Here is a 15,063-nt window from a genome sequence, read left to right on the forward strand (position 1 = left end):
CGTCGCGCACGTCATAAAAGCGGTGGAGTACTTTTCTATGACAGCCTCAATCCCACACGGCGGCTCGCGGGCCGGCGCCATTTTCCGGGTGACCTCGGGTAACTTCCTCGAACAGTTCGACTTCTTTCTGTTCGGCTTCTACGCCACGCAGATCGCGGCGGTGTTCTTCCCGGCGAGCAGTGAGTTCGCCTCTCTGATGATGACTTTTGCAGTGTTCGGCGCAGGCTTTTTGATGCGTCCGCTGGGGGCTATTGTGCTCGGCGCGTACATCGATGACGTCGGTCGGCGCAAAGGTCTGATCGTCACCCTGTCGATCATGGCCAGCGGCACGATCCTGATTGTGCTGGTGCCCGGATATGAAACCATCGGCCTGTTTGCCCCGGCGCTGGTGTTGATCGGGCGGCTGTTGCAAGGCTTCTCCGCGGGTGCGGAACTGGGCGGGGTTTCGGTGTATCTCTCGGAGATCGCCACGCCCGGTCGCAAAGGCTTTTTTACCGCCTGGCAGTCGGCCAGTCAGCAGGTGGCCATCGTCGTCGCCGCTGCGCTGGGTTATGGCTTGAACCAGTGGATGGCACCGCAAGCGGTTGCCGATTGGGGCTGGCGGATTCCGTTTTTCGTCGGCTGCATGATCGTCCCGTTCATCTTCTTTCTGCGACGAAATCTGGCGGAAACCGAAGAGTTCGCCGCACGTAAACATCGTCCGAGCATGAAGGAAGTGTTCCGCACCCTCGGTCAGAACTGGGGCGTAGTGCTGGGCGGGATGCTGATGGTTGCCCTGACCACCACCGCGTTTTACCTGATCACCGTGTACGCACCGACCTTCGGTAAAACCGTGCTGCACCTGAGCACCTCCGATGCGTTGCTGGTGACTCTGCTGGTGGGCGTTTCCAACTTTTTCTGGCTGCCGATTGGCGGCGCGTTGTCCGATCGTGTCGGGCGCCGTCCGGTGCTGATCGCCATGGCGTTGCTGGCCCTGGCCACCACGTATCCGGCGCTGTCGTATCTGGTGCAGGCGCCAAGCTTCAGCCATATGCTGCTGTCGCTGTTGTGGCTGTCGTTTATCTACGGCCTGTACAACGGCGCGATGATTCCGGCCCTGACCGAAATCATGCCGGTAGAAGTGCGCGTGGCCGGTTTCTCCCTGGCCTATAGCCTCGCCACCGCCGTGTTCGGCGGATTCACGCCAGCGATGTCGACCTTCCTGATCCAGTACACCGGCGACAAAGCCGCTCCGGGTTACTGGATGAGCATCGGCGCGCTCTGCGCACTGGGTGCGACGCTGTATCTGTATCGCCGCGCCGGCGGTCGTCTGCAACCTGCTACTGCCTGAGAACATCACCATGAAAAAACTGTTTACCGTTACAGCCCTGCTCGCCGGTCTTGCGTTCAACTTTGCGGCCCAGGCCGAAGAGTTGCGGGTCATGACCTCCGGCGGTTTTACCGCTGCCTACAAGATCCTCGGGCCGAAATTCGCCGCTGCCACCGGCAACACCCTGGACACCCAACTCGGCCCGTCGATGGGCAAGGCACCGGAGGCAATCCCCAATCGCCTTGCCCGTGGCGAAAAGGCCGACGTGGTGATCATGGTCGGCTACGCCCTCGATGATCTGATCAAGCAAGGCAAGGTCGACCCGGCGTCGCGGGTAGAACTGGCAGATTCGCGAATCGGCCTGGTGGTGCGCGAAGGTGCGCCAAAACCGGACATCAGCAATGTCGATGCCCTGAAGAAAACCCTGCTGGATGCAAAATCGGTGGCCTACTCCGACAGCGCCAGCGGCGTGTACATCGAGCAGCAGTTGTTCAAGAAACTCGGTATCGAAGATCAGCTGAAACCGAAGGCGAAGATGATCCCGAAAATCCCTGTGGGCTCGGTGGTCGCCACGGGCGACTATCAACTGGGCTTCCAGCAGGTCAGCGAGTTGCTGCCGGTGCCAGGGGTGAGTTTTGTGGCGAAGATTCCGGAGTCGGTGCAGTCGGTAACACGATTTGCAGCAGGGATTCCGGTGGGTGCGCAGCATCCAGAGGAAGCGAAAGCCTTGCTCGCTTATCTGGCCGCGCCTGCCGCCCAGCCTGACGTGCAGGCCACCGGGCTGGATTCGGTCAAGCGCTGACCGTCGGCGGCTGGACTTTCATTTCCACCACCAGCCGCTCCAGTTCCAATGCCGCCGGGGTCAGCGTACGGCCCCGGCGTTTGATGATGCCGACGCTGCGCATCACTTGTGGTTCGGTCAGCGGTACCCGCGTCAGGATCGGATGATCCGCCGCCGGCATCGCCATCAACGGCACCGCCGCCACGCCCAACCCCGCTTCCACCAGACCGATCATGGTCGTCACATGCCGCGTCTCGCAGATGCTCGGGCGCTGCGGCACCACTTTGGCCAAAGCCTGATCCAGCAGAAAACGGTTGCCCGAGGTCTTGTCGAGCGAGATGTAATCCTGCCGGTAGAACTCGTCCCAGGTCACGCTGCTGCGCCCGGCCAGCGGATGATCGCGGCGACAGGCGACCACGTAGCTCTCCTGCACCAGCGGCTCGAAATCCACGCCCGCCTCCTGAGTGCCCATGAAACTCAGACCGAAATCCGCCTCGCCATTGACCACCGCGCTCAGCACGTCGTGGGCGCTGGAATCGAGGACTTTGACTTTGATGCGCGGGAACTGCCGGTGATAGCGGGCGACCACGCTCGGCATGAAGTAATACGCCGCCGACGGCACGCAGGCGACAGTCACGTGGCCCTGCCGGTTCGAGGCGACTTCACTGATGCCGAGCAACGCGACGTCCAGATCGTCGAGCAAACGTTCGACGCTGGGCATGAAACCGCGTCCGGCCTGGGTCAGGCTGACCTTTCGCGTGGTGCGTTCGAACAGCTTCACGCCGAGGGCGTCTTCGAGCTTTTCGATGCGTCGGCTCAGGGCCGGTTGCGACAGGCGCACGGTATCGGCGGCCTTGCGGAAACTGCCCTGCTCGACCACCGCGCGAAAGGCTTGCAGGTCGTTGAGGTCGAAGTTGATGGCCATGGAAGACTCTGGAGGATTGATTCGCTGAGGCTATAAATGTAACCAATTGATGCAAATTATTACACAAGCACATCTGCTCAAGCCGGGCATGCGGTAGATCTGCCATTGTTGCAACCTTTATCCTTGTCGCCCCCGCCGTACCGCGTTACTGGAGTTCCGCTCATGCCCCATGAAGGCAATCTGTTACAAGCCGCCGTCGTTTTTCTTCTGGCCGCCGTGCTTACCGTTCCCCTGGCCAAGCGCCTGCAACTGGGCGCAGTGCTCGGCTATCTGTTTGCCGGGGTGATCATCGGCCCGTCGGTGCTGGGCCTGATCGGCAATCCGCAAAGCGTCAGCCATATCTCGGAACTGGGCGTGGTTTTGCTGTTGTTCATCATCGGTCTTGAGCTGTCGCCGCGACGTTTGTGGGTGATGCGCAAATCGGTATTCGGCGTGGGTCTGGCGCAGGTGCTGCTGACCGGTTCGGTGATTGGTGTGCTGGCGTTGCTGGTGTTCGGCCAGCCGCTGAACAGCGCGATTGTCTTGGGCCTGGGTCTGGCGCTGTCGTCCACCGCGTTCGGCTTGCAAAGCCTGGCGGAGCGCAAGGAACTGACCAGCCCGCACGGACGGCTGGCGTTTGCGATTCTGCTGTTCCAGGACATCGCCGCGATCCCGCTGATCGCGCTGGTGCCGATGCTTGCGGGCGTCGATCACCACACCAGCACTGCCGACGATGTGCGCCACAGTTTGCAGGTGCTCGGCAGCATCGCCGTGGTGGTGATCGGCGGGCGCTATCTGTTGCGTCCGGTGTTTCGCGTGGTGGCGAAAACCGGTCTGCCGGAAGTCTCCACCGCCACTGCGTTGCTGGTGGTGATCGGCACAGCGTGGCTGATGGACATGGTCGGCGTGTCGATGGCGTTGGGCGCGTTTCTTGCCGGATTGCTGCTGGCGGATTCGGAATATCGCCATGAGCTGGAAGCGCAGATCGAGCCGTTCAAGGGCCTGCTGCTGGGGCTGTTTTTCATCAGCGTCGGCATGGGCGCCAACCTCGGTCTGCTGCTCAGCGCGCCGATCACGGTGCTGGGGCTGACGCTGCTGCTGATCGCCTTGAAGTTGCCGTTGCTGTTTGTGGTCGGGCGTCTGGCCGGTGGGCTGAACAAGGTCAGCGCGATTCGCCTCGGCATCGTGCTGGCGGCGGGCGGTGAATTCGCCTTTGTGGTGTTCAAGATCGGTCGCGATCAGGGCCTGTTCGAACCGCGTCTGTACGACCTGCTGGTGCTGACCATTACCCTGTCGATGGCGGTCACACCGTTGTTGCTGCTGGTCTGCGCACGGTTGGTCAGCCCGAAAGTGCAGCCGGTAGAGGTGCCGGAGAAATTCCGCCAGATCGAAACCGAAGCCCCACGTGTCGTGATCGCCGGCATGGGCCGGATGGGTCAGATCGTGGCGCGGATCCTGCGGGCGCAGAACATCAAGTTCGTGGCGTTGGATACGTCGGTGGAAACCATCGAACTGTCTCGTAGTTTCGGTGGTGTGCCGGTGTTCTACGGTGACCCGATGCGCCCGGAAATCCTCAACGCGGCCAAGGTTGGTGAGGCGGAATATTTCGTGATTGCCACGGACGATCCGGAAACCAACATCAAGACTGCCGAAATCGTGCGCAAGCTCTACCCGCACATGAAAATCATCGCCCGGGCGCGTAACCGGCAGCATGTTCATCGGTTGGTGGATGTCGGTGCCGATCCGATCCGGGAGACTTATTACTCGAGTCTGGAAATGAGCCGCCGCACGTTGGTTGGCCTTGGCTTGACTCAAGCCCAGGCCGATGCACGGATCAAGCGCTTCAAGCACCATGACGAACAGGTGCTCGAGGCTCAACACGCGGTGTACGACGACGCGGCCAAAGTCCTGCAGACCGCCCAGGAAGCGCGGGCGGAACTGGCCCGGTTGTTCGAGTCGGATCAACTGGAAGAACAATCGGGCAAGCCCTGACGTTTTCAGAGTTGATCGTTCCCACGCTCCGCGTGGGAATGCAGCCCGGGACGCTCCGCGTCCGTTCCGGAGCTGGAACGCGGAGCGTCCCTTGAGGCATTCCCACGCAGAGCGTGGGAACGATCAGGTGGGAAACTCCCACAGGTTCAGGCCATCTCCAGCTCCCTCTCTTCTTTGGCCGGCGCCACTTCAAACCGATCCGCCAGAAACGGCGTGATGTCCAGCGGCAGCGGTTCATCGTTGACCAGTTTGTCCAGCAACACTCCGGTAATCGCCGACGTCAGCACGCCGGTGCGGAAATGCCCGCAGGCATTGAGATAACCCTCCACTCCGGCCATCGGCCCGAGAATCGGCAACTCGTCCGGCGAGCCCGGCCGCAGCCCGGCCCAGGTGCGCTTGAGGTTGATGTCCGCCAGTTCCGGCAGACAACGCACCGCGCCCTGCACCAGCCCGGCGATTTCCGGCCAGGTCGTGGTGACGTCAAAGCCCTTGTCCTCGGTGGTACTGCCGATCAGGATTTCGCCGTTGTCCTTCTGCGCCATGTAGCAATCGCTGGTGGTCAGGCAACCGTTGAGGATTTTCGGCAGGCGTTCGGTCAGCAGGATCTGACCTTTCACCGGTTTCACCGGAATGCGGATGCCGGTCGCCCATTCGCTCAAGTCTGCAGCCCAGGCACCCGCGGCGTTGATCAGGGTCTTGCAGTGGAACACCCCGGCTTCGGCCGTCTGTACGCCAGTCACCCGCCGACCGTGGTGCAGCACGCCGGTGATGTTGGTGTTGACGAACATGGCCACGCCATTCTGCCGGGCGCCTTCGGTGTAGGCGTCGGCCAGGCGGAACGGGCTGACCTGATGGTCGCAGAGAAACTCCAGCGCACCGCGCGCTTCATGGCTGACACTCGGCTCGGACTCGCGCAATGCAGCCTGATCAAGCCAGCGCACCTGATCGGCCAGATGCGGGATGCAGCCGACGATGTGCTCGGCGTACAACCGGTCTTCATCGTCATAAATGACGAATTTGAGCCCGGTCTTTTCGAACTTGAAATCCATTCCGTGATTGTCTTTCAGCTCACGGTGCAGCGCCGGGTACAGCGCGTTGGACTGCAAGGCAAAATCAAAGAACGACGGCGGCAGGATGTGCGGCGTGCTGGAGTCCACCGCCACCGCCGCGCCCTGGGTTTCGCGCTTGCGGTTGGCCGACATCATGCGGAAGAAAATCACCCCGCAGCCCAGCCCCACCGACTCGCCAATCGCCCACAGGCCGCCGGCCGAAGCGCGGGTCGCGTTGCCCGGACGCTTGGCGTCGATCAACGCGACCTTGAGGTCTTTGCGCTTGGACAACTGATAGGCGATGGACGCACCGATCACACCGCCGCCGGCGATGACCACGTCATAGAACTTACTCATGGGAAACGGCCTCCGTGCCGAGGGACTGGAACGCGGAAAAAGGAATCGGATCGATCGGGAAACGCGGTCGCAGCCAGCCGACATCCTTGCGCCCGGTGGCCTGACGCAAGCGGTCGCTGCAATAACCGACGCACATCCGCCCCTGACAATCGCCCATGCTCACGCGGGTGCGCATTTTCAGGCTGGCGATGTCTTGTACGCCCTGCTCCAGGGCGCGGTCGATGTCGGCGCGGGTCGCATGTTCGCAGCGGCAGATCACCGTGTCGGCGGCCGGCAATGCGGTCTGCCCGACGCCGCGTTCGGTGTAGCGATCCACCGCCGCGCGGAAACGCACGATGGCTTTGAGTTTGCCCAGGTAACGGTCGCGACGGACTCGCGCCAGTTCCTCCTCCAGCACACCGCGTTGCAGCAGGATCGAGGTCGCCGCGATCTTGCCGGCCAGCATCGCCGCTTCACCGCCGCGAATACCGCCCATGTCACCGGCCAGATGCACGTGGGGCTCGCTGCTTTGCTGCCAGATGTTGGCATTGGCGCGCAGGTAGCCGTCGTCGCTGAAGCCGTGATCCAGGCCCATCTGCTGACTCAGCTGCGTACGCGGAATGAAGCCGTAGCCGACCGCCAGCGTCTTCGCTTCGAAGCGTTCGACGCGGCTCATGTCCGGCTCCCACGTTGCCGAGTACGGCGCCACGCTGACGCTTTTCAGTTCGCCTTCGCCGTGCGCTTGGACCACGCCCCAGCCGTAGTTCATCGGGATGCCGTGCAGTTTCAGATAAGCGAGCATGCTCAAGCCATCGAGGAACAGCTGCGGCTTGTTCAGCAGTGCCAGACTTTCCTTGGCGATCTTGCCGAACGCACAGGCCTCGTAGACACCCGCCACACTGACGCCCGAGGCGTGCAACTGGGTCGCCACCAGTGGCAACAGCGGCCCGGTGCCGGCAATCACCACCGGCCCCTGCGGTTTGACCACGCCGCTTTTGATCTGCAATTGCAGACCGCCGAGCATGATCACACCGGGCAAGGTCCAGCCGGGAAACGGCACGCTGCGCTCGTGGCAACCGGCGGCCAGCAGCAACTGCGGGTATCGGATTTCGTGCAAACGCTCGTCGCCGTCCAGCACCACCAGCGAGCGCGTGCCTTCGGCGCCGACCACGCGGTGGTTGAGACGCACGTCGATCAGCCCGGACTGCTCCTGAAAATCACCGTGCAATTTGCCCAGCGCCTCGGAATAACGCGGCCCCAGATAATCCAGCTGCACCCCGTCACGCAGCGGTCCGCGATAGACCACGCCGCCAAGACGCGAAGCTTCTTCAAGCAAGGTGCAGCGCACCCCGTGCAGGGCCAGTTCGATGGCTGCGGCCATTCCCGCCGGGCCACCGCCGACGATCACCGGATGCGGGCTCATACCACCTCCTGCCCGTGAATACGGTTGACCTGGGTTTCGATCAACATGCCCTCGCGCACCACGGTCTGGCAGGCGCGGCGCTTGTGCCGGCCATTGATTTTCACCAGGCAGCACTGGCACACGCCCATGCCGCAATAGGCACCGCTGATCTGGTTGTGATCGTTGCGCGCGACCTGGCGCACGCCGAGGGACTGAATGACGCTGAGCACGGTTTCGCCAATGGCGGCGGTGACCGGCTGGCCGTTGATGTGGACAGTCATATCCGCCTGCGTCAAAGGCTGGATATCGAAGGTTCTTTCTAGGCAGTGCATTGCAATGATCATCCGTGAAAAGGTTCAGGTGAGGTTGAAACAGCTCCTTGCTGCACTACACCTCGCCGGCTCGTGGGGGTTATCGCTCTCTATCGGGCCGGCAGGTTATTCCTGCTCGCGCAGCAAAGTGCGCGCAAGCAATGTAGTCGATCCAGCGGCAAGGGCCTAGAAATTTCACGGTAGGGGATATTGCGCCGACGAATATTGATCCACGCCATGGAAATGACTGGTCGGTTCTGCGCCTTCGGCTCGCGCAGACAGCAAAAAGCCGCTTCAACCCGAAGGTGGAAGCGGCCAAGGCATATGCCTCAAGTAATCAGTGCACGAACAGGGCGATCAGGATGATGATCGGGATTGGAACGCCGAGGAAAAACAGCAGTAGTGAGCGCATGGTGGTTCTCCTTGATTAACGGACTGGCGGCAGCGTGGTCGTGGTGTAGGTTTCGACTTCGACGTACTCGACCGCATCCCGGCGGCGACCGCCGAAGGTGGCCGAGAGACTGGCGAAGAACGCACCGGCCAGCAGTGCGATGAACATCCACAGCGAAGTCCAGGCAGCGACTTTGGCGGCGGTGTCGGCAGCTTGTTGCGCTTTAACCTTGGCGTCGGCGATTGCCTTCTGGGTGCGGGCGTAGATTTCATCGACCCGACGTTCGGCGTCGGCCTGGGTCAGGTTGGTACGCTGGGCGACCAGTTGGGCGAGGTAGCTACGGTCTTCGGCGCTGAGCTGACCGTTGGCCAGGCTCTGGGCGAAGATCCGGGTCACGGTGCCACGGGCGGCGTCATCGCTGACGGCGGCGGGACGATCGTCGCGGAACAGGCTGTCGACGAAGTAGCCGTACTGATCGCTGTCAGTGTTGGACGCTGCGGTGCCGGCTGCTTGGGTCATCGCACTGGCTGCGCCACCGGCAACGCTTGCACCGGCCTGCACACCGCCGCTGACGATGCTGCTGACCGAACCGACCACCAGCGTCGCGGTAACCAGCGTTGCTACGCACCAGGCGAGGAAGCCATGGGCGGTATCGCGAAAGTACACTTCGTCACCGTGCATGTTGGCCCATTTCACCCGCAGGCGACCGGCGATGTAGCCACCCAGTCCCGAAGCGATGATTTGTGTGGCGGCCAGCCAGATGATGGTTGAAATGCCCAGGCCCTTGGCACTGACGCCCTCACCGGCCCAGGGTGAAACGGCGGAGAAGCCCAGACCGAAACCCAACAGCACCAGAATCAGCGACAGTGCCGCTGCAGCGGCAGCCCCTGCGAAAATCGCGCCCCAGGACACCCCTGAGACGTTGCTCGACTCTCCTTCGTAGGCAGGATAAAACCCATCAGAGGATCTATTCATTGTTGTAGTGCTCCAGGGATGAAAAATGGTGTTACAACTCGTCATCAGAGGAATTGCAGTGACCGTGCCAGTCGCCAACATTAAATAATTCGTTTTAATTCAATCAGTTAAAAATTATGAACTTCCCAGGACCATGCAATTTGCAACAACGGGTCGATATCAGCGGGTTTTATGCATTGGCACAAAAGCCGCGCCATCGCGTTTCTATCCGCTAAAACATGAAAGTTAATTTAAAGCGCCAGCGCAAAATCTTGGCAAAATGCTGCCATTGCGTTTGAACAGACCAGCAGGCCCACCATGACTCGCATCCTGACCATCGAAGACGACGCCGTGACCGCCCGGGAAATTGTCGCCGAACTGAGCAGCCACGGCCTCGACGTGGACTGGGTCGACAACGGCCGTGAAGGCCTGGACCGCGCCGTCAGCGGCAACTACGACCTGATCACCCTTGACCGCATGCTGCCGGAACTCGATGGCCTGGCCATCGTCACCACCCTGCGCACCATGGGCGTGGCCACACCGATCCTGATGATCAGCGCCCTCTCCGACGTCGACGAGCGCGTGCGCGGCTTGCGCGCCGGTGGCGATGACTACCTGACCAAACCGTTCGCCACCGATGAAATGGCCGCCCGGGTTGAAGTGTTGCTGCGCCGGCAGAACAGCAACGGCGCCCAACCGACCACCTTGCAGGTGGCGGATCTGCAACTCGACCTGATCAGCCACGAAGCCCGTCGCGCCGAACAGGTGCTGACGCTGCTGCCGACCGAGTACAAATTGCTGGAGTTTCTGATGCGCAACAGCGGCCAGATCCTGTCGCGGATGATGATTTTCGAGGAAGTCTGGGGCTATCACTTCGATCCCGGCACCAACCTGATCGACGTGCACATCGGCCGCCTGCGCAAGAAGATCGACCCGCCGGGCAATGTCCCGCTGATCCGCACAGTGCGAGGCTCGGGTTATGTCATTGCCGAACCCGTCTGACGGTTGGCGCTCCTCCAGCAGCCGCTTGCTGGCGCTGTACAGTTCGTTGTTCGTGGCGTGGAGTGCGATCCTGATGGGGGTCATGTACTTCGAGGTTTCCGGTTATCTCGACAACCTCGCCAAGCATTCGCTGATGCAACGTCAGCATCTGTTTTCGCACTTTCGCGGCGATCAACTGGAAGACGCGCTCGCCGCCAGCATGACCTTCGACATTCGCGGCATCGACGCCTATGGCCTGTTTGACGCCCAGCACCGCTACCTCGGCGGCGCGTTGCAGAAGATCCCCGAAGGGCTGCCGCTGGACGGCAAGATCCACATGCTCAGTGAATGCGCCGACTCCGACGATCCGACCCTGCCCAATGACAGTTGCGACGCGGTCGCCACCCCGACCCGCGACGGCCGCTGGCTGGTGCTGCTGCGGGACAACGGTTCGCTGTTCGCGGTGACGAAAATCATTCTGCATGCGTTGTTCTGGGGCGTATCGCTGACGATTGTGCCGGGGATCATCGGCTGGCATTTGCTGCGCCGTCGGCCGCTGCGGCGGATTCGGGCGATCCAGGCCAGCGCCCAGTCGATTGTCGCCGGCGACCTGACTCACCGTTTGCCGCTGTCCAATCGCCGCGATGAGCTGGACATGCTCGCCGCCATCGTCAACGCCATGCTCGATCGCATCGAGCGCCTGATGAATGAAGTCAAAGGCGTGTGCGACAACATCGCCCATGACCTGCGCACCCCGCTGACCCGTTTGCGGGCGCAGTTGTATCGCATGCAGCAACAGGCCGGCGAAGGCTCGCCGGAAGCGGCGCAACTGGATCTGGTGCTGGCCGAGGCCGATACGCTGATGGCACGGTTTCGCGGGTTGCTGAGAATTTCGGAACTTGAGGATCGTCAGCGGCGCTCGGGGTTTGTCGAGCTTGATCCGGTGTTGTTGTTGCAGGAACTGCACGAATTCTATCTGCCGCTGGCCGAAGACGACGAGCTGCGTTTCGAGCTGAACATGCCAGAAACCCTGCCCATGCTGAACGGTGACCGGGCGTTGCTGTTTGAAGCCCTGGCGAACCTGTTGAGCAACTCGATCAAGTTCACCCCGGCCGGTGGCACGGTGGTGTTGCGCGGGGTCAATGATGCGGGGCATACGCGGATCGAAGTGCATGACTCCGGCCCCGGCATTCCCGAATCCGAGCGGGAGGCGGTGTTCCAGCGTTTCTACCGCGCCGAGGGCGGGCAACTGCAAAATGGTTTTGGCTTGGGGCTGTCGATCGTCGCGGCGATCGTCAACCTGCACGGGTTCAGCCTTGAGGTGGGACGCAGCGATCTGGGCGGGGCGAAGCTGGTGCTGGATTGTCGGCAGAGCCTGATTTCACAGGCTTGACCTTCATAGATCGTTCCCACGCTCTGCGTGGGAATGCAGCCCGGGACGCTCCGCGTCCCTTCCAGAGCTGGAACGCGGAGCGTCCCTTGAGGCATTCCCACGCAGAGCGTGGGAACGATCAACAAACTCAGGTGGGGTAGTTGGCGCGCAGCGCTTCGAGCCCGCCCTGATAGACGCCGCTGAACAACGCCACCACTTCCTCATCGCTCACGCCCTTGGCCGTGAAGCGCCCCGACCACGTCACCCGCGCGCCCTGCCCCTGGGCTTCAACACGAATCGTCGCCAGATAATCGGTGGCCGGAAACGGTGCCTGCAGAATCGAATAGCTGTAGGTTTTGCCCGCGTTATCGAACGTCTCCAGACGCTCGACCACCACCGCGCCGTCAGCAGTTTGCAAAGTGCGCACGCGCCCGCCTTCGCTCAGTTCGCTGTTGAGAATGAACGGCAGCCAGTCCGGCAAGGTGTTGAAGCCGCCAATCAATTGCCAGACCTGATCGGCCGAAGCCGGGATGTCGATCGTTGCCGATGCTGTTGCCATAAATGAAAAGTCTCTCTCAATGAATTCAGATAGTCAGGCTGTCGACCACGCCGCCGTCGACCCGCAACGCGGCGCCGGTGGTGGCCGAGGACAGCGGTGAAGCGATGTAGGTGACCAGGTGCGCGACCTCTTCGACATCCGCCACACGCTGGATGATCGAGCTCGGACGGGCCCGGCGAACAAACGCGTCTGCCTCGTCCCGCAGGCTGCGGCCAGACTCGGCGGCGGCATCCTTGAGCATTTCCTCGACTCCGTCGGTCAAGGTCGGCCCGGGCAGGATCGCGTTGACCGTCACCCCGGTGCCCGCCAGGCGTTTGGCCAGGCCATGGGACACCGCGAGGTTGGCGCTTTTGGTCACGCCGTAGTTGATCATGTCGGCCGGGGTAGCCACGCCGGATTCCGAAGACAGGAAAATCACCCGGCCCCAGCCCTGCTCGACCATCGCCGGTACGTAATGCCGCGACAGGCGCACGCCGGAGATCACGTTGATTTCATAAAAGCGCGTCCACTCATCGTCCGGCGCGTCGAAAAAATCCACGGCGTTGTAAATCCCGAGATTGTTCACCAGGATGTCGGCTTTCGGTTCGGCGGCGAACAGTTTCTGCGCGCCTTCGGCCGTGCCCAGATCCGCCGTCAGACCGCGCAGTTGCGCGCCCGGCACCTTGTCGCGAATGCTTGCCAGCGCCTGCTCGACCTTGGCCGCGTCGCGACCGATCACCACCACCGTAGCGCCTGCCTCGGCCAGCGACTGGCAGATGCCCAAACCGATGCCCGCCGTGCTGCCGCTGACAATCGCCAGTTTTCCGCTCAGATCGATCTTCATGCTTTCACCTCATCAATGGGTAATGGTGCACGTCAGGACACCCGTTTCGCTTCACGCATGGCCTGCCAGAAACCGGCCGGACCGGCCAGCGAGAATTGTAGTGCAGTCGCCTTGATATCGACGCCATGGATTGCGGCGATGTGGATTTCGAGTGTGGGGAATTGAAGTGGGCGGTGGAGCTGGACGGAGCCGGCGGTCAACGCGCAATCCCTGAGCGCTCAAATCCCCATCCGCGCCCACTCCCCCAACCGTTGCGCACTGATACTCACCCCCGAGCCGCACGTTTGCTAGTTTCCCAGCTTCAGCCAGATGCGCCGGGATGCGGTCGACAGACTTGGATGGACGATCAGCGGCGTGCGGATGTACAGCATGGCGGACTCCCGAAGCGGCGAATCGGATGATCGGAAGGTCTCAGCCTGGAGTTTGGACCACGGCCCTGCCAGCGGTTAAACGCCGGGGATCGTGCCGGGATCTACACTGAACGGAACAGCCGTGAGGTGCCTATGAAAATGTCAGCGCAAATGACCGTGGTCGCAGTGCTCGCCACCCTTGCCTATCTGGGCCTGGCGATGTGGGGCATCGGTGGCGTGGCGGTGTTTTTTTCTCACGGGGCGCTGGTCGTGGTGGCGCTGGCCACGCTGGCCATGGTGGTGGCGTCGCTGTTCACGGAAGTGAACCTGAGCACCGGCGAACGCGAGGATCGGGCCAATCGCTGGGTGATTCCGGCGTTCGCGGTGATCGGTCTCGTTAGTGCCGTTCTGCCGGCTTACTGCGACCGCATCGGTTTCTGGACCATCGGCCGCGAAGGCACCCGCTGGTTGGGAGCGTTGCTGTTCATTGTCGGTGGCGTGTTGCGCTTGTGGCCGGTGTTTGTGCTTGGCAATCGGTTCAGCGGGCTGGTGGCGATTCAGCCGGGGCATCGGCTGGTGACCGAGGGCATTTATCGGCATCTGCGCAACCCCAGTTATCTGGGGCTGGTGATCAATGCGATCGGCTGGGCGCTGGCGTTTCGCTCGGTGGTCGGCCTGTTGCTGGCAGCGCTGACGCTGATCCCGCTGATCGCCCGCATCCACTCCGAAGAGGCCTTGCTGCGCACGCAGTTCGGCGCCGAATACGACGCCTATTGCGCGCGCAGCTGGCGCTTGGTGCCCGGTGTTTATTGAGGTTGCAGGCGCAACTGGCCGTCGCTGTCGATGTTCAGCGTGAGGTCGCGGTAGCTGGCGATGGTCGCGTGGGCGGTTTCAAGCGGATGCTGGTGAGTCGTGGTGATGATCATCAACAGCGCACCGGCGGCTTCAGCGGCTTGAATACCGACGGTGGCGTCTTCGAAGATCAGGCAGTCCGCCGGTTCCAGGCCCATACGCTTGGCCGCCAGCCGATAACCGGCCGGATCAGGTTTGCCAGCGGTCACGTCCTCGGCGGTGACCATCACCGTCGGTTCAGGAATCCCTGCCGCCGCCATCCGCCGCAACGCCAGGTCCCGAGGCGCCGAAGTCACCATGGCCCAGCGATCCGCCGGCAACGACTTGAGAAACGCCGCCGCACCGGGGATTTCGACAATGCCTTCGACGTCTTCGATTTCCGCCTCGGTGATGAACGCCGCTTGCGCCTCGGCGTCCACGCCCGGCAGGTTCAAACGCGTGATGGTGTCGATGGCGCGCGCTCCGTGGATGGTCGGCAGGAACGTGTCGACGTCCACCCCGTGGCGCACGGCCCAGGCGGACCAGATTCGCTCGGCAGCGGCAATGGAGTTGAGGACGGTGCCGTCCATGTCGAACAGGAACGCGCCGAACGCGCGATTGAAAACAGCATCGTGAGCAGACAAAAGATTACTTCCTCGCAAAGGGCCCGCTCGCAAAAGGCCGGGCAACGATGCCCGGCAATGTAGCACTTGCGAGA

14 protein-coding genes and 1 pseudogene are annotated in these 15,063 nt (G+C 62.2%); 6 read left to right on the forward strand and 9 right to left on the reverse strand.

What is annotated here, in order from left to right; all coding sequences use genetic code 11:
* The first annotated feature begins 37 nt into the window (after positions 1-37).
* On the forward strand, positions 38-1,330 hold the full coding sequence (locus I5961_RS17135) for an MFS transporter (RefSeq protein WP_085687499.1): 1,293 nt from the start codon (positions 38-40) through the stop codon (positions 1,328-1,330).
* A 10-nt stretch (positions 1,331-1,340) separates the two neighbouring features.
* Positions 1,341-2,111 carry a substrate-binding domain-containing protein gene (locus I5961_RS17140; protein ID WP_227232915.1) on the forward strand — a complete coding sequence of 257 codons (771 nt, stop codon included), beginning with the start codon at positions 1,341-1,343 and terminating at the stop codon, positions 2,109-2,111.
* Here I5961_RS17140 and I5961_RS17145 read toward each other — a convergent pair.
* Positions 2,101-3,015: a LysR family transcriptional regulator gene (locus I5961_RS17145; RefSeq protein WP_064597602.1), complete on the reverse strand. Its 915-nt coding sequence runs from the start codon at positions 3,013-3,015 to the stop codon at positions 2,101-2,103. The two genes, I5961_RS17140 and I5961_RS17145, sit on opposite strands and share 11 nt — an antisense overlap.
* A 162-nt stretch (positions 3,016-3,177) precedes the next feature.
* Between I5961_RS17145 and I5961_RS17150 the strand changes: the two genes are divergently transcribed.
* Positions 3,178-4,986 carry a monovalent cation:proton antiporter-2 (CPA2) family protein gene (locus tag I5961_RS17150; protein WP_085699248.1) on the forward strand — a complete coding sequence of 603 codons (1,809 nt, stop codon included), beginning with the start codon at positions 3,178-3,180 and terminating at the stop codon, positions 4,984-4,986.
* Between the two features lie 146 nt (positions 4,987-5,132).
* Here I5961_RS17150 and hcnC read toward each other — a convergent pair whose 3' ends face one another.
* From hcnC to I5961_RS17170, 4 genes are all read right to left on the reverse strand, one after another.
* Positions 5,133-6,392: a cyanide-forming glycine dehydrogenase subunit HcnC gene (gene hcnC / locus I5961_RS17155; RefSeq protein ID WP_227232916.1), complete on the reverse strand. Its 1,260-nt coding sequence runs from the start codon at positions 6,390-6,392 to the stop codon at positions 5,133-5,135.
* Positions 6,385-7,794 carry a cyanide-forming glycine dehydrogenase subunit HcnB gene (gene hcnB / locus I5961_RS17160; protein WP_227232917.1) on the reverse strand — a complete coding sequence of 470 codons (1,410 nt, stop codon included), beginning with the start codon at positions 7,792-7,794 and terminating at the stop codon, positions 6,385-6,387. Before hcnB ends, hcnC begins: the two co-directional genes overlap by 8 nt.
* On the reverse strand, positions 7,791-8,105 hold the full coding sequence (hcnA, locus tag I5961_RS17165; RefSeq protein ID WP_085605085.1) for a cyanide-forming glycine dehydrogenase subunit HcnA: 315 nt from the start codon (positions 8,103-8,105) through the stop codon (positions 7,791-7,793). Before hcnA ends, hcnB begins: the two co-directional genes overlap by 4 nt.
* 406 nt (positions 8,106-8,511) lie before the next feature.
* A complete protein-coding gene (locus I5961_RS17170; protein WP_085703201.1) occupies positions 8,512-9,450 on the reverse strand; it encodes a hypothetical protein in 939 nt (312 codons plus the stop codon).
* Positions 9,451-9,747: 297 nt separating this feature from the next.
* Here I5961_RS17170 and I5961_RS17175 point away from each other — a divergent pair, with 297 nt between their 5' ends.
* Together I5961_RS17175 and I5961_RS17180 are read left to right on the forward strand one after the other, a co-directional pair.
* Positions 9,748-10,431 carry a response regulator transcription factor gene (locus tag I5961_RS17175; protein WP_007952956.1) on the forward strand — a complete coding sequence of 228 codons (684 nt, stop codon included), beginning with the start codon at positions 9,748-9,750 and terminating at the stop codon, positions 10,429-10,431.
* Positions 10,409-11,803: a sensor histidine kinase gene (locus I5961_RS17180; RefSeq protein ID WP_085699238.1), complete on the forward strand. Its 1,395-nt coding sequence runs from the start codon at positions 10,409-10,411 to the stop codon at positions 11,801-11,803. Before I5961_RS17175 ends, I5961_RS17180 begins: the two co-directional genes overlap by 23 nt.
* Positions 11,804-11,930: 127 nt before the next feature.
* On the opposite strand, the gene I5961_RS17185 is transcribed toward I5961_RS17180, so the two are convergent.
* From I5961_RS17185 to I5961_RS17195, 3 genes and pseudogenes are all read right to left on the reverse strand, one after another.
* Positions 11,931-12,341, reverse strand: coding sequence for an SRPBCC family protein (locus I5961_RS17185; protein WP_085703202.1), 411 nt, complete (start codon positions 12,339-12,341; stop codon positions 11,931-11,933).
* A 25-nt stretch (positions 12,342-12,366) separates the two neighbouring features.
* On the reverse strand, positions 12,367-13,164 hold the full coding sequence (locus I5961_RS17190; RefSeq protein WP_085699235.1) for an SDR family NAD(P)-dependent oxidoreductase: 798 nt from the start codon (positions 13,162-13,164) through the stop codon (positions 12,367-12,369).
* Between the two features lie 32 nt (positions 13,165-13,196).
* Positions 13,197-13,304 (reverse strand): annotated as a pseudogene (locus tag I5961_RS17195) (aldo/keto reductase); the annotation flags it as partial.
* Positions 13,305-13,667: 363 nt separating this feature from the next.
* Between I5961_RS17195 and I5961_RS17200 the strand changes: the two are divergent.
* Positions 13,668-14,327, forward strand: a complete 660-nt coding sequence (locus I5961_RS17200; RefSeq protein ID WP_085699234.1) for a methyltransferase family protein — start codon at positions 13,668-13,670, stop codon at positions 14,325-14,327.
* Here I5961_RS17200 and I5961_RS17205 read toward each other — a convergent pair.
* Complete coding sequence (locus I5961_RS17205; protein WP_227232918.1) at positions 14,321-14,989, reverse strand: HAD family hydrolase; 669 nt, start codon at positions 14,987-14,989, stop codon at positions 14,321-14,323. The two genes, I5961_RS17200 and I5961_RS17205, sit on opposite strands and share 7 nt — an antisense overlap.
* Positions 14,990-15,063: the final 74 nt, after the last annotated feature.

The sequence above is a fragment of the Pseudomonas sp. IAC-BECa141 genome (assembly GCF_020544405.1).
Classification (GTDB): domain Bacteria; phylum Pseudomonadota; class Gammaproteobacteria; order Pseudomonadales; family Pseudomonadaceae; genus Aquipseudomonas.

What these genes read in the sequence shown, in the direction of transcription:
- I5961_RS17175 (WP_007952956.1), top strand. Translation starts at nt 9,748, where the DNA reads ATGACTCGCATCCTGACCATCGAAGACGACGCCGTGACCGCCCGGGAA.
- I5961_RS17145 (WP_064597602.1), bottom strand. Translation starts at nt 3,015, where the DNA reads ATGGCCATCAACTTCGACCTCAACGACCTGCAAGCCTTTCGCGCGGTG.
- hcnC (WP_227232916.1), bottom strand. Translation starts at nt 6,392, where the DNA reads ATGAGTAAGTTCTATGACGTGGTCATCGCCGGCGGCGGTGTGATCGGT.
- I5961_RS17185 (WP_085703202.1), bottom strand. Translation starts at nt 12,341, where the DNA reads ATGGCAACAGCATCGGCAACGATCGACATCCCGGCTTCGGCCGATCAG.
- I5961_RS17170 (WP_085703201.1), bottom strand. Translation starts at nt 9,450, where the DNA reads ATGAATAGATCCTCTGATGGGTTTTATCCTGCCTACGAAGGAGAGTCG.
- I5961_RS17190 (WP_085699235.1), bottom strand. Translation starts at nt 13,164, where the DNA reads ATGAAGATCGATCTGAGCGGAAAACTGGCGATTGTCAGCGGCAGCACG.
- I5961_RS17200 (WP_085699234.1), top strand. Translation starts at nt 13,668, where the DNA reads ATGAAAATGTCAGCGCAAATGACCGTGGTCGCAGTGCTCGCCACCCTT.
- I5961_RS17180 (WP_085699238.1), top strand. Translation starts at nt 10,409, where the DNA reads ATGTCATTGCCGAACCCGTCTGACGGTTGGCGCTCCTCCAGCAGCCGC.
- hcnA (WP_085605085.1), bottom strand. Translation starts at nt 8,105, where the DNA reads ATGCACTGCCTAGAAAGAACCTTCGATATCCAGCCTTTGACGCAGGCG.
- hcnB (WP_227232917.1), bottom strand. Translation starts at nt 7,794, where the DNA reads ATGAGCCCGCATCCGGTGATCGTCGGCGGTGGCCCGGCGGGAATGGCC.
- I5961_RS17150 (WP_085699248.1), top strand. Translation starts at nt 3,178, where the DNA reads ATGCCCCATGAAGGCAATCTGTTACAAGCCGCCGTCGTTTTTCTTCTG.
- I5961_RS17140 (WP_227232915.1), top strand. Translation starts at nt 1,341, where the DNA reads ATGAAAAAACTGTTTACCGTTACAGCCCTGCTCGCCGGTCTTGCGTTC.
- I5961_RS17135 (WP_085687499.1), top strand. Translation starts at nt 38, where the DNA reads ATGACAGCCTCAATCCCACACGGCGGCTCGCGGGCCGGCGCCATTTTC.